This is a genomic window from Psychromarinibacter halotolerans, from assembly GCF_029168315.1.
GTDB lineage: Bacteria > Pseudomonadota > Alphaproteobacteria > Rhodobacterales > Rhodobacteraceae > Psychromarinibacter > Psychromarinibacter halotolerans.
This window is the reverse complement of sequence record NZ_JARGYD010000007.1, coordinates 101,261-122,421: the sequence shown is the minus strand read 5'-3', so window position 1 is coordinate 122,421 and position 21,161 is coordinate 101,261. Positions and strand designations below refer to the sequence as shown.

19 protein-coding genes are annotated in these 21,161 nt (G+C 66.9%); 13 read left to right on the top strand and 6 right to left on the bottom strand.

What is annotated here, in order from left to right; all coding sequences use genetic code 11:
* Window positions 1-39: 39 nt before the first annotated feature.
* Both P1K30_RS17325 and dacB read left to right on the top strand, forming a co-directional pair.
* Window positions 40-642 carry a nicotinate-nucleotide adenylyltransferase gene (locus P1K30_RS17325; RefSeq protein WP_275634144.1) on the top strand — a complete coding sequence of 201 codons (603 nt, stop codon included), beginning with the start codon at window positions 40-42 and terminating at the stop codon, window positions 640-642.
* A 50-nt stretch (window positions 643-692) separates the two neighbouring features.
* Window positions 693-2,177: a D-alanyl-D-alanine carboxypeptidase/D-alanyl-D-alanine endopeptidase gene (gene dacB, locus P1K30_RS17320; RefSeq protein WP_275634022.1), complete on the top strand. Its 1,485-nt coding sequence runs from the start codon at window positions 693-695 to the stop codon at window positions 2,175-2,177.
* Window positions 2,178-2,279: 102 nt separating this feature from the next.
* On the opposite strand, the gene P1K30_RS17315 is transcribed toward dacB, so the two are convergent.
* From P1K30_RS17315 to P1K30_RS17300, 4 genes are all read right to left on the bottom strand, one after another.
* On the bottom strand, window positions 2,280-2,972 hold the full coding sequence (locus tag P1K30_RS17315) for a helix-turn-helix transcriptional regulator (RefSeq protein WP_275634021.1): 693 nt from the start codon (window positions 2,970-2,972) through the stop codon (window positions 2,280-2,282).
* A 4-nt stretch (window positions 2,973-2,976) separates the two neighbouring features.
* Window positions 2,977-3,342 carry a VOC family protein gene (locus P1K30_RS17310; RefSeq protein ID WP_275634020.1) on the bottom strand — a complete coding sequence of 122 codons (366 nt, stop codon included), beginning with the start codon at window positions 3,340-3,342 and terminating at the stop codon, window positions 2,977-2,979.
* 87 nt (window positions 3,343-3,429) lie between these two features.
* Complete coding sequence (locus P1K30_RS17305) at window positions 3,430-4,185, bottom strand: hydroxypyruvate isomerase family protein (protein ID WP_275634019.1); 756 nt, start codon at window positions 4,183-4,185, stop codon at window positions 3,430-3,432.
* Window positions 4,182-4,784 carry a DUF1285 domain-containing protein gene (locus tag P1K30_RS17300; RefSeq protein ID WP_275634018.1) on the bottom strand — a complete coding sequence of 201 codons (603 nt, stop codon included), beginning with the start codon at window positions 4,782-4,784 and terminating at the stop codon, window positions 4,182-4,184. The genes P1K30_RS17305 and P1K30_RS17300 overlap by 4 nt, the downstream gene beginning before the upstream one ends.
* Window positions 4,785-4,848: 64 nt before the next feature.
* On the opposite strand from P1K30_RS17300, the gene P1K30_RS17295 reads away from it, so the two are divergent.
* The 5 genes from P1K30_RS17295 to P1K30_RS17275 all read left to right on the top strand — a co-directional run bounded on the left by P1K30_RS17295 (window position 4,849) and on the right by P1K30_RS17275 (window position 13,455).
* Window positions 4,849-5,856 carry an AAA family ATPase gene (locus P1K30_RS17295; RefSeq protein ID WP_275634017.1) on the top strand — a complete coding sequence of 336 codons (1,008 nt, stop codon included), beginning with the start codon at window positions 4,849-4,851 and terminating at the stop codon, window positions 5,854-5,856.
* Window positions 5,853-6,728 (top strand): DUF58 domain-containing protein, encoded by an 876-nt coding sequence (locus tag P1K30_RS17290; protein WP_275634016.1) that lies wholly within the window; start codon window positions 5,853-5,855, stop codon window positions 6,726-6,728. The genes P1K30_RS17295 and P1K30_RS17290 overlap by 4 nt, the downstream gene beginning before the upstream one ends.
* On the top strand, window positions 6,729-9,506 hold the full coding sequence (locus P1K30_RS17285) for a DUF4159 domain-containing protein (RefSeq protein ID WP_275634015.1): 2,778 nt from the start codon (window positions 6,729-6,731) through the stop codon (window positions 9,504-9,506). It abuts the gene before it with no gap.
* Window positions 9,507-9,576: 70 nt separating this feature from the next.
* Window positions 9,577-11,670 carry a hypothetical protein gene (locus P1K30_RS17280; RefSeq protein WP_275634014.1) on the top strand — a complete coding sequence of 698 codons (2,094 nt, stop codon included), beginning with the start codon at window positions 9,577-9,579 and terminating at the stop codon, window positions 11,668-11,670.
* A gap of 522 nt (window positions 11,671-12,192) precedes the next feature.
* Window positions 12,193-13,455: a Hint domain-containing protein gene (locus tag P1K30_RS17275; RefSeq protein WP_275634013.1), complete on the top strand. Its 1,263-nt coding sequence runs from the start codon at window positions 12,193-12,195 to the stop codon at window positions 13,453-13,455.
* Between the two features lie 114 nt (window positions 13,456-13,569).
* Here the strand turns inward: P1K30_RS17275 and P1K30_RS17270 are convergent, their stop codons facing one another.
* Window positions 13,570-13,926, bottom strand: coding sequence for a hypothetical protein (locus P1K30_RS17270; RefSeq protein WP_275634012.1), 357 nt, complete (start codon window positions 13,924-13,926; stop codon window positions 13,570-13,572).
* Window positions 13,923-14,621, bottom strand: coding sequence for a DUF599 domain-containing protein (locus P1K30_RS17265; protein WP_275634011.1), 699 nt, complete (start codon window positions 14,619-14,621; stop codon window positions 13,923-13,925). Before P1K30_RS17265 ends, P1K30_RS17270 begins: the two co-directional genes overlap by 4 nt.
* An 87-nt stretch (window positions 14,622-14,708) precedes the next feature.
* Here P1K30_RS17265 and P1K30_RS17260 point away from each other — a divergent pair, with 87 nt between their 5' ends.
* The 6 genes from P1K30_RS17260 to P1K30_RS17235 all read left to right on the top strand — a co-directional run bounded on the left by P1K30_RS17260 (window position 14,709) and on the right by P1K30_RS17235 (window position 21,096).
* Complete coding sequence (locus P1K30_RS17260) at window positions 14,709-16,142, top strand: FAD-linked oxidase C-terminal domain-containing protein (RefSeq protein ID WP_275634010.1); 1,434 nt, start codon at window positions 14,709-14,711, stop codon at window positions 16,140-16,142.
* Between the two features lie 91 nt (window positions 16,143-16,233).
* A complete protein-coding gene (gene glcE / locus P1K30_RS17255) occupies window positions 16,234-17,352 on the top strand; it encodes a glycolate oxidase subunit GlcE (protein WP_275634143.1) in 1,119 nt (372 codons plus the stop codon).
* 74 nt (window positions 17,353-17,426) lie between these two features.
* The gene (gene glcF, locus P1K30_RS17250) at window positions 17,427-18,725 is read left to right on the top strand and encodes a glycolate oxidase subunit GlcF (protein WP_275634009.1); all 1,299 of its coding nucleotides are present in this window, start codon (window positions 17,427-17,429) and stop codon (window positions 18,723-18,725) included.
* A 63-nt stretch (window positions 18,726-18,788) separates the two neighbouring features.
* Entirely contained in the window at window positions 18,789-19,607 is an 819-nt protein-coding gene (locus P1K30_RS17245) for a trypsin-like serine peptidase (protein WP_275634008.1), read from the top strand.
* Window positions 19,604-20,407, top strand: a complete 804-nt coding sequence (locus tag P1K30_RS17240) for a trypsin-like serine peptidase (RefSeq protein ID WP_275634007.1) — start codon at window positions 19,604-19,606, stop codon at window positions 20,405-20,407. The genes P1K30_RS17245 and P1K30_RS17240 overlap by 4 nt, the downstream gene beginning before the upstream one ends.
* A 212-nt stretch (window positions 20,408-20,619) precedes the next feature.
* Window positions 20,620-21,096: an Hsp20 family protein gene (locus tag P1K30_RS17235; RefSeq protein WP_275634006.1), complete on the top strand. Its 477-nt coding sequence runs from the start codon at window positions 20,620-20,622 to the stop codon at window positions 21,094-21,096.
* Window positions 21,097-21,161 lie beyond the last annotated feature (65 nt).

The following is a 21,161-nucleotide window of genomic DNA, read 5'->3' as shown; positions in this document are numbered from 1 at the left end:
ATCTTGCAGGACGACGTGCCCGAGCCGCGCTGGCCGCCCATGCGGTCGGACCTTCCCTTGGCCCGTGCCGGGCAGACGGTCGGTCTGTTGGGCGGGTCGTTCGATCCGCCGCACGCGGGTCACGTTCACATCACCCGGCAGGCGCTGCGGCAGTTCGGGCTGGACCGGGTCTGGTGGCTGGTGTCGCCGGGCAATCCGCTGAAGTCCGAAGGCCCCGCCCCGCTGGACCGGCGGATGGACCGGGCCCGGGTCGTGATGCAGCACCCAAGGGTCGAGATCACCGACATCGAGGCGCGGATCGGCACCCGGTTTACCGCGCAGACGCTGGCGGCGCTGATCCGGCTGTACCCAGGCGTGCGGTTCGTCTGGCTGATGGGCGCGGACAACCTGGCATCGTTTCACAAGTGGGAACAGTGGCAGGAGATATTCGAGACAGTCCCCATCGGAGTGCTGGCGCGCCCCGGCGACCGGACCGCCGCGCGTTGTTCTGTTGCAGCCACGCGCTACGTGAACCGTCGTCTGCGCGCCGCGCAAAGCAGGCAGTTGCCTTGGGTGTCGCCACCTGCATGGTGCTTTGTTAATGTACCAATGGTAAATTTCTCGTCTACCGAGATCCGGGCGCGCGGCGATTGGGTGCGCTAGGGGCGGGTGGATAAAAGGTATGATGACGTATGCGTGACGGATCTTCGCCAATGCGCCTGACACGGCGTGCGGTGCTGGGCGCGCTCATGGGAACGGCAGCCGGGGCCGCGTTTGCGAACGCTCCGACCCGTTCGATCCGGCCCGAGCCGCGCGACCCCGAGCTTGCGCGGACTTTCGTGAAGCCGGTCGAGGCGCTGATCGACGAAATCGGGCTGACCGGCAAGGTGGGCTTCGTGGTGGCCGACGCCGAGACCGGCGAGGTGCTGGAACAGCGCAGCCCGCTGCTGGCCCTGCCGCCGGCCAGCGTGACCAAGGCGATCACAGCCTGCTACGCGCTGGACGCGCTGGGCCCGGATCATCGGTTCACCACCCGCATCCGGGCGACCGGGCCCGTGGTGGACGGGATCGTGCAGGGTGACATCGTGCTGGTGGGCGGCGGCGATCCCGGGCTGGATACCGACGCGCTGGGCGACATGGCGCGCGACCTGAAAGCGGCGGGCGTCAGCGCGCTGACCGGGAAATTCCGCGTCAGTTCAGGCGTGCTTCCGACCTTCGCGTCGATCGATCCCCGGCAGCCGGACCACGTCGGGTACAACCCGTCGGTTTCGGGTCTGAACCTCAATTACAACCGGGTCCATTTCCAGTGGAAGCGCGAGCAGGGCGATTACACGGTGTCGATGGACGCCCGCGCGCAGCGGTTCAGCCCGGCGGTGTCGGTCGCGCGGATGCGCGTCGTGGACCGCAGCATGCCGGTCTATACCTATTCCGACGCCGGAGGGTCCGACGAATGGACCGTGGCGCGGCCTGCGCTGGGGCAGGGCGGCAGCCGCTGGCTGCCGGTGCGCAAGCCCGAGGCCTACGTGGCCGAGGTGTTCGAGACGCTGGCCCGGTCGCACGGCATCGCGCTGCCGCGTGCAGAGTTCACCGGCGCGCCGCCGGATGGCGAGGATCTTGTGGTGCGCGACAGCAAGCCTCTGGATGAGATCCTGCGCGAGATGCTGCTGTGGTCGACCAACCTGACCGCCGAGGTCGCCGGTCTGTCCGCCACCGCCGCGCGGGGTGTGCAGCCTGCGACGCTGGCGGATTCGGCCGACGAAATGAGCCGCTGGGCGCATGACGCGCTGGGCGCGGGACACGCGGCGCTGGTGGACCATTCGGGCCTGTCCGACGCGTCGCGGGTCAGCGCGCGCGACATGGTCGACGCCCTGCTGGCGGCGCGCCGGATCGGGGCGCTGCCGGGGCTGCTGAAGAACATGCCGATGCGGGACGAGGCCGGAAACGTGATGCCGGACCACCCGGTCACGATCCGCGCCAAGACCGGAACGCTGAACTTCGTGAGCGCGCTTGCAGGCTATGTGTCCGTCGCGGGCGGCCGCGACATGGTGTTCGCGTATTTCAGCGCCGACATGGATGCGCGCGAGGCCGCAGCCGACAGCGGGGACGAGATCCCTGCCGGGGCGCGGTCTTGGAAGGGCAAGTCGCGGCTGTTGCAGCAAAAGCTGATCGAACGCTGGGGAACCGCGTTCAGCGCGTGACCGCAAGTGTCGCGGGGGCGCTGCCCCCGTCGCACGATGTGCGACTCCCCCGGGATATTTCTGGACAGAAGAAGCAGGGATCTCGCCTTCTCCGGCCCTTGGTCAGGCCGAGGAACGGCGGTGGCGCTCGCGGTCGAAATAGGCGGCGAGGGTGATGGCGGGGTCCGGGCGGAAGGTGCCACGCGGTTCTGCGCTGGCGATGCGGTCGACGCGGAACATGCGGAAATCCTCGCGCAGTTCGCACCATGCCAGCAGGGTCCAGACCTTGCCCCAGAACCCCAGCCCCAGTGGCCGCACCGTGCGCCGGGTTTCGGTGCCGTCGGCATCGCGATAGGCGAGATCCATCCGTTCGCGCGCGTCGGTCGCGGATTCGAGCCGGTCGATCAGGGAGCGGGTCTCATCCGGCAGCGGCTCGGTCGTCAGGGCATGGATCTTCACCGCGTCCGCCCTTTGCCGTTCCGCGTCGGGCAGCACGGCGGCGATTTTCACCAGCGCCTCTTCGGCGGCCTGCGCCATCGCGAGACCGCCGAAGGCCCGCACAAGACGAGCGCCGGCGACAAGGGCCACGACTTCGTCGCGTGAGAACATCAGCGGCGGCATCTCGTAGCCGTCGGCCATGACATAGCCGTAGCCGGACGCGCCCTCGACGGGCACGCCCGAGGCCTGAAGGTCGACGATGTCGCGGTAGATCGTGCGCTCGCTGACCTCCAGCGTTTCGGCCAGTTGCCGGGCCGTCCGCAGGCGCCCGCCCCGAAGGGCTTGCACGATGCGGAACAGGCGGTCGGCGCGGCGCACGGGATCAGGCGGCCTTGTGGGGTTCGAACAGACCTAGGCGGTTTCCGTCGGGGTCGTGCACGATCACGTAGCGGCCGGGGCGAACCATCATCTCGTCGCCCTCGATCTTGGCGCCGGCTTTCTCGGCCCGTGCGCGGGTGGCGGCGAGGCCGCCGGGAGCCAGGAGGTGAATGACCGTGCCGCTGCCAGCGCCGGGCGCGCCTTCGACAAGGTTGCCCCCGATGCCATCCTGACCGAAGGCGGCGACGGTTTCGCCCGCCATTTCCATCGGTTCCATGTTCCAGTCGAAGACGGCGTTGTAGAAGGCGATCGAGGCGGACAGGTCGGACACCGGGATCTCGGTCCAGACGACGGTGGGTTGGGTGCTCATGGCGATACTCCGTTCGGGTTGTGCGATGAGAACCTTGTCGCACAGCCCCCCTGACAGCGTTCTGTCAGCATCTGTCAGGGCATCGGATCACGCAAGCGCGGACATCCAGCCAAGGCTGCTTTCGGTGTCCTTGTCCGGGTTGTATTCGCCGCTGATCCAGCCGTCGTAGCGGCTGTCGCGGATCGCGGCGAACAGCGCCGGGAAGTCGACGGTGCCGTTTCCGGGCGTGTTGCGGTCGGGGGCGTCGCCGACCTGAACGTGGCGGACGCGGGGGGCGTGGTCGTGCCAGACCGCCACCGCGTCGCCGTGGATCATCTGCGCGTGGAAACTGTCGTATTGCAGGCCGACATTCGGAGCGGCGACGGCGTCGAGGATGTCGGCCGCCTGCGCGTAGTCGTTCAGGAAATATCCCGGCATCGCGGTTGGATTCAGCGGCTCGATGGTCAGGCTTTGGTCCGGGGCTTCTGCCGCGGCCCATTTCAGGTTCGCGATGAAGGTGTCACGCGCCGCGTCGCCTTCGCCATCGCCGGTCATGATGTGGATGTGCTGCGGCTTCAGCCGCTTTGCATAGCGCATCACCCGGAGAAAATCCGACCGGAATCGGTCCGTCAGGTCCGGCGCGGCGGCAAAGCCGCGCGGGCCGCCGGTGTAGTTGGGCGGCGGTGCGTTGATCAGCGCCAGAGGCAGGCCCGCCAGTTGTAGCCGGTCGAGGATCTCGGGCGCCGGCATATCGTAGGGAAACAGGATCTCGACCGCGTCGAAGCCCGCGTCGGCGGCGGCCTGAAACCGTTCGAGGAACGGCAGTTCCTTGAACAGGAACGTCAGGTTCGCGCAGGGCTTCATGACGGAAGCTCCGCCGCGGGGATCATCGGGAAGAACTGTCCGCCGGACCACAGGCCGAACCAGTCGGTGCCGTCGACCGGTTCCGTGGTGCCAAGATCGACGAGCCGGTAAAAGCTTTTGCGGTCGATCAACGCCTCGAGGTTGGCGCGGACAAGGATGTAGGGCGAGGGTTCTCCGGTCTCGGGGTCGCGCGTCACGCGGATCGGGTGATCGGGGCCTGCAGTCACGACGTCGTCGACATGCGTAAGGAAGGTGAGCGTCTGGTCGGCGCCGTCGCCCTTTGCCTCGAAGTCGACGGCGACGAAGGGCGCGTCCTCTACCGTGATGCCTACTTTTTCGACCGGGGTGACCAGGAAATAGTCGTCGCCATCCTTGCGGATAATTGATGAGAACAGCTTGACCAGACCTTTCCGGCCGATCGGCGTTCCAAGGTAGAACCACGTCCCGTCGCGGGCGATCCGCATGTCGAGATCGCCGCAAAACGGGGGATTCCAGAGGTGTACGGGCGGGGGGCCTTTCTTGCTCGCGGCCTTCGCCGCCTCGGCTATTCCGTCTGCCGAAGGTCTCACGATCATTTGTGCGCTCTCGCGTTTTGTCATTTGTGTTTTCAGGCGATACCTGCCGATACTGAGTATCGAGAATAGCATGTGCGGGAGCTTTGTCATGGCCGATACCGAGAACCTCGTTGCCGAGATCGAGGCGCTGGGCGCCAAGATGCAGGAGGCCGAGGCGTCGATCGCGAAGCGGTTTATCGGGCAGAAGAAGGTGGTCGACCTTGTGCTGTCGACGCTGGTCTGCGGCGGCCACGGTCTGCTGATCGGGCTGCCCGGGCTGGGCAAGACCCGCCTGATCGAGACGCTGGGCACGGTGATGGGCCTGTCCGAGGCGCGGGTGCAGTTCACCCCCGACCTGATGCCTGCGGACATCCTTGGGTCCGAAGTGCTGGAGACCGCGGAAGACGGATCGCGGGCGTTCAAGTTCATCAAGGGGCCGGTTTTCTGCCAGCTTCTGATGGCGGACGAGATCAACCGCGCGTCGCCGCGGACGCAATCCGCGCTGCTGCAGGCGATGCAGGAGAAGGTCGTGACCATCGGCGGCCAGCCGCACGCGCTGCCGAAGCCGTTCCACGTGCTGGCCACGCAGAACCCGATCGAGCAGGAAGGCACCTATCCGCTGCCCGAAGCGCAGCTTGACCGTTTCCTTGTGCAGATTGATGTCGAATATCCGACCCGCGATTTCGAGCGCGAGATCCTTGTCGCGACGACCGGCACCACCGACGACAAGGCACATGCCGTGTTCACGATGGAAGAGCTGATGGCCGCGCAAACGCTGGTGCGCCGGATGCCGGTGGGCGAGGGCGTGGTCGAGCTGATCCTTGATCTTGTCCGGTCGTGCCGTCCGGGCCAGCCGGAAGCCCCCGAGATCGTCAACCGTTCGGTCGGTTGGGGCCCCGGCCCGCGTGCCGCGCAGGCGCTGATGCTGACGGTGCGCGCCCGCGCGCTGCTGCAGGGGCGTCTTGCCCCGTCCGCCGAGGACGTGCTGGCGATGGCGCGGCCCGTTCTGAGCCACCGCATGGCGCTGACCTTCGCGGCGCGCGCCCGGGGCGAAAGCCTTGGCGATGTGATCGATACCGTGGCCGAACAGGTGACGCGGGTCGAGGCGGCGGCGTGACCTCAGCCGCCGGGTATCGCCAGCGGTCGGAAACCCTAGCAGGCCCGCTTCCGCCGCTGCTTGCAGAGGCCGAGCATCTTGCTCAGGCGGTTCTGATGGGATTCCACGGGCGTCGGCGCGGCGGCATGGGGGACGAGTTCTGGCAATACCGCCCCGCCCGCGCGGGCGACGCGGCGCGGTCGATCGACTGGCGCCGGTCGGGCCGGTCCGACATGCATTTCGTGCAGGAAAAGGAATGGCAGGCGGCACAGTCGGTGTTCATCTGGCTGGACGAGGCCCGGTCGATGGATTTCACCGGCGAGAAGAACCGCGTCACCAAGATCGAGCGCGCCCGCGTGCTTGCGCTGGCCATCGCGATCCTGCTGATCCGGGGCGGCGAACGGGTGGCTTTGGCGTCGCTGGGCACACCTCCGCGGTCGTCCGAGCTGCAACTGCTGCGGATCGCGCAGTCGTTCGAACTGGAAGAAGACCGCCCGGATTACGGCGCGCCCGAGGTTCGCAACCTGCTGCCGCATTCCCGCGCGCTGTTCGTGTCGGATTTCATGGGCGACCTTGCGCCGCTTGAGACGCAGCTTGCCAAGGCCGCCGACCGGGGTGTGCGCGGCGTGCTGTATCAAGTGCTGGACCCGATGGAAGAGGCCTTCCCCTTCGACGGGCGGACGATCTTCGAAAGCATGGGCCAGACGGTGCGGCACGAAACGCTGAAGGCGGGCGACCTGAAAGACCGCTATCTAGAGCGGCTGGCCGAGCGAAAGGCGCGGCTGGATGAGCTCGCGCAGGTGACGGGCTGGCAGTACGCCTGCCATCACACCGGCGACAGCGCCCAGTCGGCGCTTCTTTGGATTTATGGTGCTCTGGAGCACAAACTGTAGATGTTCACGATTGGCTCCATCGGTTTCACGGCCCCTTGGCTTCTGATCGCGCTTGCCGCGCTTCCGGTGCTTTGGATCCTTCTGCGCGCGGTGCCTCCTGCGCCGATCCGGCGGATGTTCCCGGGTGTCGCGCTGTTGCTGGGGCTGACCGATGACGAAAGCCAGACCGACAAGACGCCGTGGTGGCTGCTGCTGCTGCGGACCTTGGCCGTTGCGCTTGTGATCCTTGGCTTTGCCGGCCCGGTGCTGAACCCGCGCGAGGAAGGCATGGGCGACGGCCCGCTTCTGGTGATGGTCGACGGCACATGGGCCGACGCCCGCGACTGGGCCGCGCGCATGGACCGGGTCGAGGCGGCGCTGGACGAGGCGGGACGGCTGGGCCGGCCGGTCGCGCTGGTGTCGCTGACCGATCTTCCGGCGGCGGGCGATCTGCCGTTCCGGGCCGCCGACGCATGGGCCGTCGAACTGCCCAGCCTGACGCCGCAGCCGTGGCTGCCGGATGCAGAGGCCGTCGCGGATTGGATCGACGCGCTGCCCGGTGAGGATTTCGACACGTTCTGGATGTCAGACGGGCTGGCACGGGACGACCGCGCACCGCTGCTGGAAACACTTGAGGCGCGGGGCGAGGTGACGGTGTTCGAAAGCCCGCGCCCGCTGTACGCGCTGCGGCCCGCCGGGTTCGTCGAGGGCGCCGTCGCCGTGACCGCCGCGCGGACCGTGGCGGGCGAGATGGCGGTCGTGACCGTATCCGCGCGCGGGTTGGACCCGTCGGGGATCGAGCGCGAACTGGCGCGCGAGGATCTTACCTTCGAGCCGGACGCGACAGAAGCGACGCTGGAACTGGACCTGCCGCCCGAACTGCGCAACCGGGTGACGCGGTTCGAAATCGCGGGCGTTCGGTCCGCCGGGACCGTCACGCTGACCGACGACGCCCTGCGCCGCCGCGAGGTCGCGCTGATCGCCGGGCGGGACGACCGCGAGGGCCTAGAGCTGCTGTCGCCGCTGCACTATTTGCAGCGCGCGCTGGAACCGACCGCCGACCTGATCGAAGGCGACATGCTGGACATCCTGCTGGCCAATCCCGACGTGCTGATCCTTGCCGACGTGGCGACCGTAAGCGAAGGCGAACAAGAGCCGCTGCTGGACTGGGTCGAAAACGGCGGGCTGTTGCTGCGTTTTGCCGGACCGCGCCTTGCCGGGTCCGACGTCAGCCGCGGCACCGAGGATCCGCTGATGCCGGTGCGCCTGCGCGCGGGCGGCCGCAGCATCGGCGGCGCCATGAGTTGGGGCGAGCCGAAGACGCTGCGCCCGTTCGCCGACACGTCGCCATTCTATGGCCTTGCCATCCCGGAAGACGTCAACGTGTCCAGCCAGGTGATGGCGCAGCCAGACCCCGAACTGTCGTCGCGGGTGATCGCCTCGTTGGCCGACGGCACGCCGCTGGTCACCCGCAAGCGGGTGGGGCAGGGGCAGGTCGTCCTGTTCCACGTCACCGCGAATGCCGAGTGGTCGACACTTCCGCTGTCGGGTCTGTTCGTGCAGATGCTGGAACGGCTTGCGGTCTCGACCCGGCCTGCGCAGCCCTCGGAAGAGGATCTGGCCGGAACGGTTTGGGCGCCCGATGCGGTGCTAGACGGGTTCGGCACGGTGCAGGACGCGGGCACGCTGCCCGGCGTTCCGGGCGAACGGATCGCGGCGGGCATCCCGGCGGCCGACATGCCGCCCGGCCTGTACACCGGCGACGACCGGCGGATCGCGGTCAACGTCGTGTCCGCCGATGCCGAGATCGCACCGACCGCATGGCCGTCGCGCATCGCCGTGACCGGGCTGGACCTGCTGGACGAGGTGCTGCTGAAGGGCTGGCTTCTGGCGCTTGCGCTGGCGCTGTTGTGCGTCGACATCCTTGCCTCGCTGTGGATCGGCGGGCGGCTGAGCCGCGCGTCGCGCGGGGTGGCGGCTGCGCTGGCGGCGCTGATGCTGACGCTGCCGCCGCAGGGGGCCGAGGCGCAGGGAATGCCCGATGACGAACTGGCGCTGGCGGCGACCTCGGAGGTCGTGCTGGGCCACGTCATCACCGGCAACGCGCAGGTGGACGAGGTGTCCGAGGCCGGTCTGCGCGGGATCGGCGATGCCCTGTGGGCCCGCACGTCCATCGAACCGGCGGACCCCATCGGCGTGAACCTTGAGACGGACGAACTGGCGTTCTTCCCGTTCCTGTACTGGCCCGTGACCGAGGATCAGCCGATCCCGTCCGACGAGGCCTATGCCAAGCTGAACCGCTATCTGCGGCACGGCGGGATGATCCTGTTCGACACGCGCGACGCGGATATCGCGGGCTTCGGAGCCTCCAGCACAAACGGGCGCAAGTTGCAGCGGCTGGCCGCGCCGCTGGACGTGCCGCCGCTGGAACCCATCCCGCAGGATCACGTCCTGACGCGGACCTTCTACCTGCTGCAGGACTTCCCGGGCCGCTATATGGGCCGCGACGTCTGGGTCGAGGCCGCCGCCCCGGATGCAGAGCTTGTCGAGGGAATGCCGTTCCGCAACCTGAACGACAACGTGACCCCCATCGTCATCGGCGGCAACGACTGGGCCGCCGCGTGGGCGGTGGACGAGAACGGCGGGCGGATGTTCCCCATCGGAAATGGATTTTCCGGCGAACGGCAGCGCGAGCTGGCGCTTCGGTTCGGGGTGAACCTGATCATGCACGTTCTGACCGGGAACTACAAAAGCGACCAGGTACACGTTCCGGCCCTGCTGGACCGCCTGGGGCAATGAGGCCGGGGCGCGGCCGGGGGCGCTGCCCCCGGACCCCCGGGATACTTGAAGACCAAAGAAGGGCATCTCTTTGACCGGCTCGATCATCTTCGACCCTCTTCTGGACTGGCCGCTTGTGTGGGCGGCGCTGGCCGTGGCGATCCTGTTCGTCGCCGCCGCCGTGTGGCGCGGGCTGTCGGGCTGGTGGCTGCGCGGCCTGGCCGCCGCCGTGCTTGTGGTGGCGTTGTTGAACCCGTCCTTGCAGCAAGAGCAGCGCGCGCCGCTGTCGGACATCGTGATCCTTGTGGTCGACGAAAGCGCCAGCCAGCGCATTGCCAGCCGCCCCGACCAGACCGCCGAAGCGATCGCGCGGGTCGAAGCCGAGGTGGCCGGGCTGGAGAACACCGAGTTGCGGATCGTACCGCTGGGCGACGGCGAGGGCGACGAGGGTACGTTGTTGATGACCGCGCTGGCCGAGGCGATGGCCGAAGAGCCGCGCGCGCGGCTGGCGGGGGCGATCCTGCTGACGGACGGCCAGTTGCACGACGTGGACCGCGCGCCCGATCTTCCGGCGCCGCTTCATGTGCTGCTGACCGGCGAGGAGGACGACTGGGATCGCCGGCTGATGGTGACGAACGCCCCGAGTTTCGCCATCCTCGGCGAGCCGGTGACGCTGACGCTGCGGGTCGAGGACCAAGGCGCCGTGCCGGACACCGAAGGCGGCCTTGCCCCGCTGGAGATCGCCATCGACGGAGGAGAGCCGCAGCGGTTCGACGTGCCGGTGGGCGAGGATCTTGAGCTGCCGATCACCCTGCCGCACGGCGGGATGAACGTGATCCAGTTCACCGTGCCCGAGGCCGAGGGCGAACTGACCGACCGCAACAACGCCGCCGTGGTGCAGATCAACGGCGTGCGGGACCGGCTGCGGGTGCTGCTGGTGTCTGGCGAGCCGCATCCCGGTGAACGGACGTGGCGCAACCTGCTGAAGTCGGATTCCTCGGTGGATCTGGTTCACTTCACCATTCTGCGCCCGCCCGAGAAGCAAGACGGTGTGCCGGTCAACGAACTGTCGCTGATCGCCTTCCCCACGCGCGAGCTGTTCATCGACAAGATCGACGAGTTCGACCTGATCATTTTCGACCGCTACAAGCGGCGCGGCATCCTGCCGTCGCTGTATCTGGATAACGTCCGGCAATACGTCGAGGACGGCGGCGCGGTGCTTGTGGCGGCGGGGCCGGACTTTGCCACTGCGAATTCGCTGTACCGGTCGCCGCTGGCCGAGATCTTGCCGGCCGCTCCGACCAGCCTTGTCCTGGAGGAAGGTTATCGGCCCGAGATCACCGATCTGGGCGAGCGGCATCCGGTGACCGCCGGGCTAGAGGCGTTTTCGCCGGTCGAGATGGTTGATGCCACGGGCGACGAAGACGAGGACGGACCGCGCTGGGGCCGCTGGTTCCGGCTGGTCGAGCTTGAGGAAACGTCCGGCAACACGGTGATGAGCGCGATGGACGGGCGTCCGCTGCTGGTGCTGGACCGGGTGGGCGAGGGGCGCATCGCCTTGCTTGGGTCGGATCACGCGTGGCTGTGGAACCGCGGGTTCGAGGGCGGTGGCCCGCAGCTAGAGCTGCTGCGGCGGCTGGCGCACTGGATGATGAAAGAGCCCGAGCTTGAGGAAGAGGCGCTAAGCGCCACCGCCGAGGGCCAGACCATGACCATCGTGCGCCGCACGCTGGAGGACGGCGTCGGCGAGGTCGAGCTGACCGCGCCGGACGGCACCGTGATGATGGTGCCGCTGGAAGAGGTGCGCCCGGGCCGGTGGGAGGCCACCGTGGAGGGCCCCGAGATCGGGTTGTACCGTCTGCGCGAAGGGGACGAGGACGCGGTCATCGCGCTTGGCCCGGCGGCCCCGCGCGAGTTCGAGGCGACGATCGCCAGTGGCGACCTGCTGGAGCCCGAAGTCGATCAGACCCGTGGCGGGATCGTGCGGATCGAGGATGGCGTGCCGGACTTGCGGTCTGTGCGCGCCGGGCGCCCCGCGGCGGGGCGCGGCTGGCTGGGGATCACCCCGCGAGAGGCCTATCTGACGGCGGACGTGCGCCTGACCCCGCTGGTGTCGGGGTGGCTTTTCCTGATGCTGGCGGGCCTGCTGATGGTCGGCGCATGGATGCGCGAAGGGCGCAACTGACCACGGCTTTCGCCGGTGACAGGTTACCTTTGTATTTCGATAGACGCGGGCCGCCTAGGTGGCCCGCATGATGCGTATACTTGCGGCTTTTCCGTATGGACCGCCGTGATCTGAAGGCGTCAGTGCGGTGCTTGCGGTGACATTCTGATGTCGCAGGGTCATTAAATATATTGACAGAAGATTAATTCGTTAATCTGCGCGGCATAAATATCCGCAATCGGCGATCTATCACCTAGATAATCATTGAGTTTGAAACTAATTGATTCGTCTTCCGTATATCTTAATGAAAAATAAATCACGTCGGTTTGTTGATTGATTGTCGACAAAAATCCAAAGCATAGCGTTTTGGTATTCGCCTATTGCGTGTTTGGGCGGATACCCTGCGATTTTCCCGTGCATTTCCCGAAATTCATGGCCGATCCGGGGTCAGGCACGTTTTAATCCCATTAAGGCGAACAGCCGGCGACAGCGGCTTAGTTGGTTATGCAGAACCCGAAGTCCTTAGATGGGGGAGCGCGGTAAATGGTTACGATAAACGTCGATCTGGGATCCTCGGACCGGAAAATCGATCGTGGATGTGCGTCTGACGGCGATGTCGTCGTCATAAACTCTCTTGGGTCGCACACGCTTACCGTCGACGCGGTCCATGTCGAGATCCGCGCCATTTCGGGGGCGAAACCCGGCGCCCACCCCACCTTTGCAGCGACGCAAGGTGCCTGCCTTTCGATGGATCATGGCCTGCTGGATGGCGGGGTGTTGTCGGGCGTCACCTATGCCTTGTCGGGCGGCGCGAACATCGCGCTGGACGGCGGCTTGGTCGATGTGGACCGCCCGCTTTTGCGGCATGCGATGGTCTCTTTCGCGGGCGACGAGGATGCGAACTTCAGCTACGACCCTGCGACCGGACCCGGTCTGCCGCCGATGGTGTTCGAGGCCTTCGGCCTGCCGTCCGCGCATCAGGTGGTGTTCGTCGGGCGCTGCGACCTGCAGTTCGCCTATGACCCGTCCAACTGCATCGGTGTCCTGCGGTCGGCCCCGCCGGTGGGACAGGCCGTGCAGTGCCGGATCGAGGACATGCCACAGGCCGAGGCCGACATGATCGCGGCGGACATCGCCGACCTGCAGCTAGAGGTCGCGGCAGAGCCCCAGCCCGTCGACCCGACGTTCGGAATGCCTGCCTGCCTTGCAGTCGGAACGCGCGTTCTGACGCCCACGGGCGACCGTGCGGTCGAGACGCTGAAAGCCGGTGACCCGGTCGTCACGATGGATCGCGGCGTCCAGCCGCTGCGCTGGGTCGGCCTGCGCCGGTGCGCCGTGTCGGACCCGAAAACTCGGCCCATTCGCATTAACGCTGGCGCACTTGGCGACGGCGCCCCGGTGCGGTCCTTGATCGTGTCACCCGGGCACCGCGTCATGCTGTCCTCTGGCATCGCCCGCAGCATGTTCGGCACCGAAGAGATGCTGATCCCCGCGTGGCGCCTGCTGGAGCTTCCCGGCATCGAGATCGCCCACGACGTGGCAGAAGTGCAGTATGTCCACCTTGTGTTCGACCGCCACGAACTGATTTTCGCCCAGCATGCTCCTGTCGAGAGTGTGCCCGCCACCGCATGTATCACTGGCGACATGTCGCCCGAGCAGGTGGCAGAGCTGATGGACGTCTTTCCAGAGATGTTCGAACTGGCTGCGTCGGCCCCCAGCACGGCACGGCCCGTGCCCGAAGGGCTTCGGCAAGAGCGGCTGGTCCAGCGGCACCGGGCGTATGGAAAGATGCCCCTGGCATCCTAGAGAAAGGCCCCCGCAAAAGAGGCCTTTACCAAGGGCGCCATCCCCATGGCGTCTGCTTCGAAACGGTCATCCCCATGGCCGTAAGACCCACCCCTCGGACCTGGGCCGCTTATTTCAGCGGTCCAGGTCCAACCGGTAGGGATCGTTCGCCCAGCCATCGACCGAACACCGCGGCCGGATCAGGACGTGGTCGATCCCGTCCGGGATCTCGACACCGGACAGCGACCGGGTGAACGGTTGTTCATCGACATGCGGATGCAGAAGCTCGCGAAACCCAAGCCGCGTGCCGTCGGGGGTAAGAACCTCCCACCCGTCAGCGTAATGGTCCCACCCGGTGTCCGGATGCGACAGCGTCACCGAGACGGTCCAAGTCCCGCCCGCATCCCTTAGCGTCGCGTTTTCGACGAGGGGGGTATCGGCCAGGACCGGGGTTCCAGTCACCAGCAAAAGCGGTAGAAAAAGCCGTCTCATTCTGGGGACTTCTGCATCAGGACAAGGCGGGATTGCGAGGCGAATTCGCGGCGCAGAAGCATCGCCACCGTCAGAACCGTCGCGCCGATCAGCGCCTCGGGGCCCAGCAGCCACGCGGCGGCGGCAAGGGCGAAATAGACCGCGCGCAGGCCGCGGTTGAAGCTGCGGGCCGCCGAGTTGGCGATATGCGCGGCCTGATCGGCGCGGTGGTAGGCGGCTTTGCCTTCGTCGTTCGGGGCGGCGCCCATGACGATCAGGCAATAGCCGAACAGCCGATACGACCAGATGAACTTGAACAGCGCGTTCGCAAGGAACAGCAGGATCAGCAGGATCTTCGCGTCCCAGATGATGTCGGGCGCATCTTCCAGCGACAGGTCTTCCGCGATGCCCAGAAGCTGTTCGCGGTTGCCGATCAGCGCCATGCCACCCCCGATGGCGATCAGGCAGGTCGAGGCGAAAAAGCTGGCGCCTTGCCGCAGGTTGCCCATGACCATTGAATCGAACACGCGGGGTGCGCGGGTGATGTAGTTTTGCAGCCAGATCTCGCGGTAGCGTTCCATCAGGATCGCGGTCGACGGACGGCTGGCGGGCGGTTTCTCGATCGCCCAAGCACATCCGTACCACGTCAGCAGGATCAAAAGGACGGCGGTGGCGTCGAGCAGATTGAAGAATTGGAGGCGGTCGATGAGTGTCATCCCGCGAACTTATCCTGTGGCCGTGTCCCTTGCCATAGTTGCCGCATGGGGAGTATCCCGGATACCGTCCCAGGGGAGGGTTTCGTCATGGAGATGCCACAGCCGCGCGCCGACATTCTTGCGAAGAAATCCCGCGTGGTGGACCGCCTGCTGGCGGTGCTGCCGGAAGACGCGGTGATCTTCGAAGAGCACGAGGTGCGCGCCTATGAATGCGACGCGCTGACCGCCTATCGGTGCCCGCCCCTTGCGGCCGTGCTGCCATCGTCGACGGCCGAGGTCTCGGCGGTGCTGAAGGTCTGCCACGAGGAGGACGTGCCGGTCGTGCCGCGCGGGTCGGGGACGTCGCTGGCCGGGGGCGCGCTGCCGACGGCGGACAGCGTGATCCTTGGCGTGGCACGCCTGAGCGAGGTGCTGGAGACCGACCTCGACAACCGGTTCATCCGGGTCCAGACCGGACGTACGAACCTTAGCGTGTCCGGTGCCGTGGCCGAGGATGATTTCTTCTACGCGCCCGATCCGTCGTCGCAGCTGGCCTGCGCCATCGCGGGCAACATCGCGATGAACTCGGGCGGGGCGCATTGCCTGAAATACGGGGTGACGACGAACAACCTGCTGGGCGTGACGGCGGTGCTGATGGACGGCACCGTGGTCGAGATCGGCGGCGGGCATCTGGACGCGGGCGGCTTGGACCTGCTGGGCGTGATCTGCGGGTCCGAAGGGCAGCTTGCCGTGGTGACCGAGGCGACGCTGCGCATCCTGCGCAAGCCCGAGGGCGCGCGTCCGGTGCTGCTGGGCTATGACAGTTCGGAAGTGGCGGGACAGGTCGTCAGCGACATCATCAAGGCGGGCATCCTGCCGGTCGCGATCGAATTCATGGACCGCCCTTGCATCCGCGCGACCGAGGATTTCGCCCACGCCGGCTATCCCGACTGCGAGGCGCTGCTGATCGTCGAGGTCGAAGGCTCTGACGCCGAGATCGACGACCAGTTGGGCGTCATCCTGCAAATCGCCCGCGCCTATGACCCGGTCGCGATCCGCGAAAGCCAGTCCGCCGAGGAAAGCGCCCGCATCTGGCTGGGCCGAAAGTCGGCCTTTGGCGCGATGGGGCAGATCAACGATTACATGTGCCTCGACGGGACCATCCCCGTCGACAAGCTGTCGCAGGTTTTGCACCGCATCGGGGAAATGTCGGCAGGCTACGGGCTGGAGGTCGCCAACGTGTTCCATGCGGGCGACGGCAACATGCACCCGCTGATCCTGTTCAACGCCAACCAGCCGGGGCAGCTGGAAAAGTGCGAGGCGCTGGGCGCCGATATCCTGCGCCTGTGCGTCGAGGTCGGCGGCTGTCTGACCGGGGAACACGGCGTGGGCATCGAAAAGCGCGACCTGATGGGGGTGCAATATGCCCCCGACGATCTGGAAGCGCAGATGCGGGTGAAGGACGTGTTCGATCCCGGCTGGCTTCTGAACCCCGCGAAGGTGTTCCCGCTGAAGGTCAGCGCGGCACGGCGGGCGGCCTGACGGCGCGGGTCTTCGGCTAGGACATTGCCCAGCCCCCGGGGCTGTGGCACATCGAACCATCACGCATATCCCGGAGGAGGGGACAGGCATGTTGCAGCCCGCGACCGAAGCGGATCTGGCAGAGGCGGTGAAAACCGCCACCGGCCCCCTGCGCGTGGTTGGCGGCGGCACCCGAGACATCGGCCGGCCCGTGGTGGGAACGGCGCTGTCGGTGACGGGACTGCACGGAATCGATCTATACGAGCCGGGTGCGCTGACCGTCGTCGTGCGGGCGGGAACGCCGCTGGACGACCTTGAACGCGCGCTCGCCGCCGAGAACCAGCGCCTGCCGTTCGAACCGATGGACCATCGTCCGTTGCTGGGCACCACGGGCACGCCGACGATCGGGGGCGTGGTCGCCGCCAACGTGTCCGGCCCGCGCCGGGTTCAGGGCGGCGCCTGCCGCGATTTCCTGCTTGGTGTCCGGTTCGTCGACGGCACCGGCACCGTCGTGAAGAACGGCGGTCGCGTGATGAAGAACGTCACGGGCTACGACCTTGTGAAGCTGATGGCGGGAAGTTGGGGCACCCTGGGCGTGCTGACAGAGCTGTCGTTCAAGGTGCTCGCCCGCCCCGAAACCGAAACGACCTTGGTGGCCGAGGGGCTGACCGCAGAGCAGGGCGTGGCGGCGCTGAGCCGGGCGCTGGGTTCGCCTTTCGACGTCAGCGGCGCGGCGCATGTCGGTGGCGGTCAGACACTGGTGCGGGTCGAGGGGCTGGACGGCTCGGTCCGGTATCGTGCCGGTCGGCTGGCCGAGCTTTTGCCGGGGTTCGAGACGGTCAGCGGCGACCAAAGCGCCGCCCTGTGGCGCGATGTGCGGGACGTGAACGTCTTCGCGGGGCGCGAGGGCGCGGTGTGGCGTGTCTCGGTCAAGCCGACGGACGGGCCGGTCCTTTCGGCTGCGCTGACGTCTGCGGGTGTGCCGCACGAGGCGCTGTTCGACTGGGGCGGCGGGCTTGTGTGGCTGCTGATGCCGTCGGTGTCGGCGGACACGGTGCGGCGCGAGGTGGCGGCGCTGGGCGGCCACGCGACGCTGGTGCGCGCCACGCAGGCGGACCGCGCGGCGGTGCCGGTGTTCCAGCCCGAGCCCGCCCCATTGGCGGCGATCACCACGGGGCTGCGGCAGCGGTTCGACCCGCGCGGCCTGCTGAACCCCGGCTTGATGGGATGAGCGCGGCAGCGGCCCCGCCACGGGACCGGACGTGACATTGGCCCCGGCGGCTGGCCGGGATGCGGAGTGCGAAGATGCAGACGACGTTTAGCGAAGACCAACTGAAGGATCCGGGCACGGCCCGCGCGAACGAGATCCTGCGCGCCTGCGTCCATTGCGGGTTCTGCACCGCGACCTGTCCGACCTATCAGGTGCTTGGCGACGAACTCGACAGCCCGCGCGGGCGGATCTACCTGATCAAGGACATGCTGGAAAGCGGCCGCCCCGCCGACGAGAAGACCGTCAAGCATATCGACCGCTGCCTGTCCTGCCTTGCCTGCATGACGACTTGTCCCTCGGGCGTGCATTACATGCACCTTGTGGATCACGCCCGCGCGCATATCGAGAAGACCTATCGCCGTCCGTGGCGCGACCGTGCGCTGCGCTGGGTGCTTAGCCGCGTGCTGCCTTATCCCGGACGATTCCGGCTGGCGCTGCTGGGGGCCAAGATCGGGCGGCCGTTCCGCCGCTTGCTGCCCGACCCGCGCCTGCGCGCGATGCTAGACATGGCGCCGAAGCAGGTCCCGCCCGTCAGCCGCAACGACGACCCGCAAAGTTTTCCGGCCCGGTCCGAGCGCACGCTGCGCGTGGCGCTGATGACCGGCTGCGCGCAGAAGGCGCTGAACACCGACATCAACGACGCGACCATCCGCCTGCTGACGCGATTGGGCTGCGAGGTCGTCGTGGCCAAGGGCATGGGCTGTTGCGGCGCGCTGGTGCACCACATGGGCCTCGAGGATGAAAGCCACGCGGCGGCAGCGGCCAACATCGGCGCATGGATGGCCGAGGATCGCGGCGCGGGGCTGGACGCCATCGTCATCAACACCTCGGGCTGCGGCACGACGGTGAAAGACTATGGCCACATGTTCCGCAACGATCCGGGGATGGCCGCCGACGCGGCGCGGGTGTCCGAGCTTGCGACCGACATCACCGAGCTTCTGGTGCGCATCGGGATTCCCGAGGGCGCGCCGAAGGACCTGCGCGTCGCCTATCACGCCGCCTGTTCCCTGCAACATGGCCAGAAAGTGACGACCGCGCCAAAGGATCTGCTGCGGAAGGCCGGATTCGAGGTCGTCGAACCCGCCGATCCGCACCTGTGCTGCGGCAGCGCGGGCACCTACAACCTGATGCAGCCCGAGATTTCCGGCAAGCTGAAGGCCCGCAAAATAAGGACGCTCGAGGCGAAGAAACCGAATCTCATCGCCGCCGGGAACATCGGCTGCATGATGCAGATCGGATCGGGCACCGATGTGCCGGTCGCCCACACCGTCGAACTTCTCGACTGGGCAACAGGTGGCCCGAAACCGCCATCATTGTTCACCACATCGACCTAATCGAGTCCGAAAACGGCCCTTAGCGGCGCTTACCCCTTAGCTTAACGAGCAAGGGGAAGCCCAATGAAACGCGGACTTATCTTTCTGATCCTGCTGGCCATCTGGGGTCACGACCTGAAGGCCGGGACCGAGTCGGAACTGCGCACTTTGCTGACCGGTGACGACAGCCGCGGCTGGAGCGGCGTTGGCCGTCTGAACTTTGCCGACGGCAGCTTCTGCACCGGCGCGCTGATCGCCCCCGATCTGGTGCTGACCGCCGCGCACTGCATGTACGATGGCGCCACCGGCCACCGCATCCCCGATGCCAACGTTGAATTTCTGGCCGACTGGCGCGGCGGTCGCGCCTCGGCCTATCGCGGTGTCAGCCGGTCTTTCGTGCACCCGTCGTTCAACCCCTCGGGCGAGGACTTCGTGGCCCGCGTGGCGCATGACCTTGCGCTGCTGGAACTGGACCAGCCGATCCGCAACACCACCGTCACGCCGTTCGACACCAACACGTCGCCCCACGCGGGCGAAGAGGTCGGCATCGTCAGCTACGCCTACGACCGCGCCGACAGCCCGTCGCTGCAAGAAGTCTGCAACGTGCTGGGCGAACAGGGTGCCTCGCTGATCCTGAGCTGCGACATCGACTTCGGCTCGTCGGGGTCGCCGGTCTTCGTGCTGCGCAACGGCGTGCCGCAGATCGTGTCGGTCGTGTCGTCCAAGGCCGAGATGAGCGGCCAGAAGGTCGCGCTGGGCATGAACCTGCAGGCGCCGCTGTCCGAGCTGATGGCGATGCGCGGTGCTGGCGACGGCGTGTTCGGCAATGCCGAGCCGGTCGTCCGCCGCCTGACCATGACCGAAACCCGCAACGACACGGGGGCAAAGTTCATCCGGCCATGATCTTGTTTCGACAGATTGCGATCGCCTTGGCGCTGGTTCTTTGCGGAACCGGCGCTTTCGCGCAGAACAGCGGCCTGATCCGCCTGACCGAACGCGACGACCTGTTCGGCTACGAAGCGGTGGGAAAGCTGCAACTGGACGACGGCTATTGCACCGGCGTTCTGATCGCACCGGACCTTGTCCTGACAGCGGCCCACTGCGTGATGGAACGCGATGGCACCCGCCGGACCGGTATGGTGTTCCGCGCGGGTCTGCGCGACGGTGTCGCCGTGGCCGAAGTGGCTGCCGAAAGTTCGGTTGTGCCGCCGGAATACGATCCGGGCGACCTGACCGCCCGCCGCATCGTCTATGACGCCGCTCTGGTGAAGCTTGAGACCGCGATCCCGGCGGCCTTCGCGGCGCCCTTCCTTGTCGACACGCCGTCCGGCCCCCGGGGAGAGGTCAGCGTCGTGTCCTACGCGCGGGGCCGTGACGACGCGCTGTCTCGGCAGGCGACCTGCCGGTTGCTGGGGCGGCAGACGGGGCTGATGGCTTTTGACTGCGACGTGACCTTCGGCGCCTCTGGCGCGCCGGTGTTCGAGAGGGTCGGGAACCGGGGGCGCATCGTGTCGCTGATTTCGTCCGGTATGCGGCTGAACGGCGAGACGGTCGCCTACGGGATGGACCTGCCGGTGCTGGTCGCACAGCTGAAACGGCAGCTTGCCAGCGGCGAGGGCGTCTGGCCAAAGCCGGGCTTTACATCGCGGCGCATCACGGTTGGCACGGACTCGGGCGGCGGGGCAAAGTTCGTCCGGCCCTAGACCGTCCGCGCGGGCATGATCTGACTTGCCGCGCGAAAAAATCTTCAACTGTCTATATATTTCAGGTGTTTGGGCGCCTGTCTGCGACCCTTGAAATGGCATTCTGCCCTAACCACATGTCTAGTGCCGGACGCCCAAAAGGGGCCGGCAGACAGGTCCGTCCCGTCGGGAGGACCACCCACATACAGTTATCGCTCAATGGAGGATGACCCATGCGTAACTTTGATCTTGCACCGCTTTACCGTGCAACCGTCGGCTTTGACCGCATCGCCGACCTTATGGACCGTGTCGTGGCCAGTGACGTGGCCCAACAGCCCGGCTACCCGCCCTACAACATCGAAAAGACCGCTGACGATGCCTATCGCATCTCGCTTGCCGTGGCGGGCTTCACCGACGCCGAACTGTCGGTCGAGGTCCGCGAAAACGCGCTGATCGTTGCTGCCAAGAAAGCGGACGAAGCGACCGACCGCACCTATCTGCATCGCGGCATCGCGACCCGTGCGTTCGAGCGCAAGTTCCAGCTGGCCGACCATATCCGCGTGAACGGCGCCGTGCATGAGAACGGCATGCTGCATATCGACCTTGTGCGCGAAGTGCCCGAGGCGCTGAAGCCGCGTCGCATCGCGATTGCGTCGTCCGCAGCCGTCGACGGCAAAGCGGTCGAGACTGAAGAGGTCTCGGTCAACTAAGCCGACACCAAGCTTTCGTGTGGAGAGGGGCGTGCCTTTCGGGGCGCGTCCCTTTTTCATTGGAC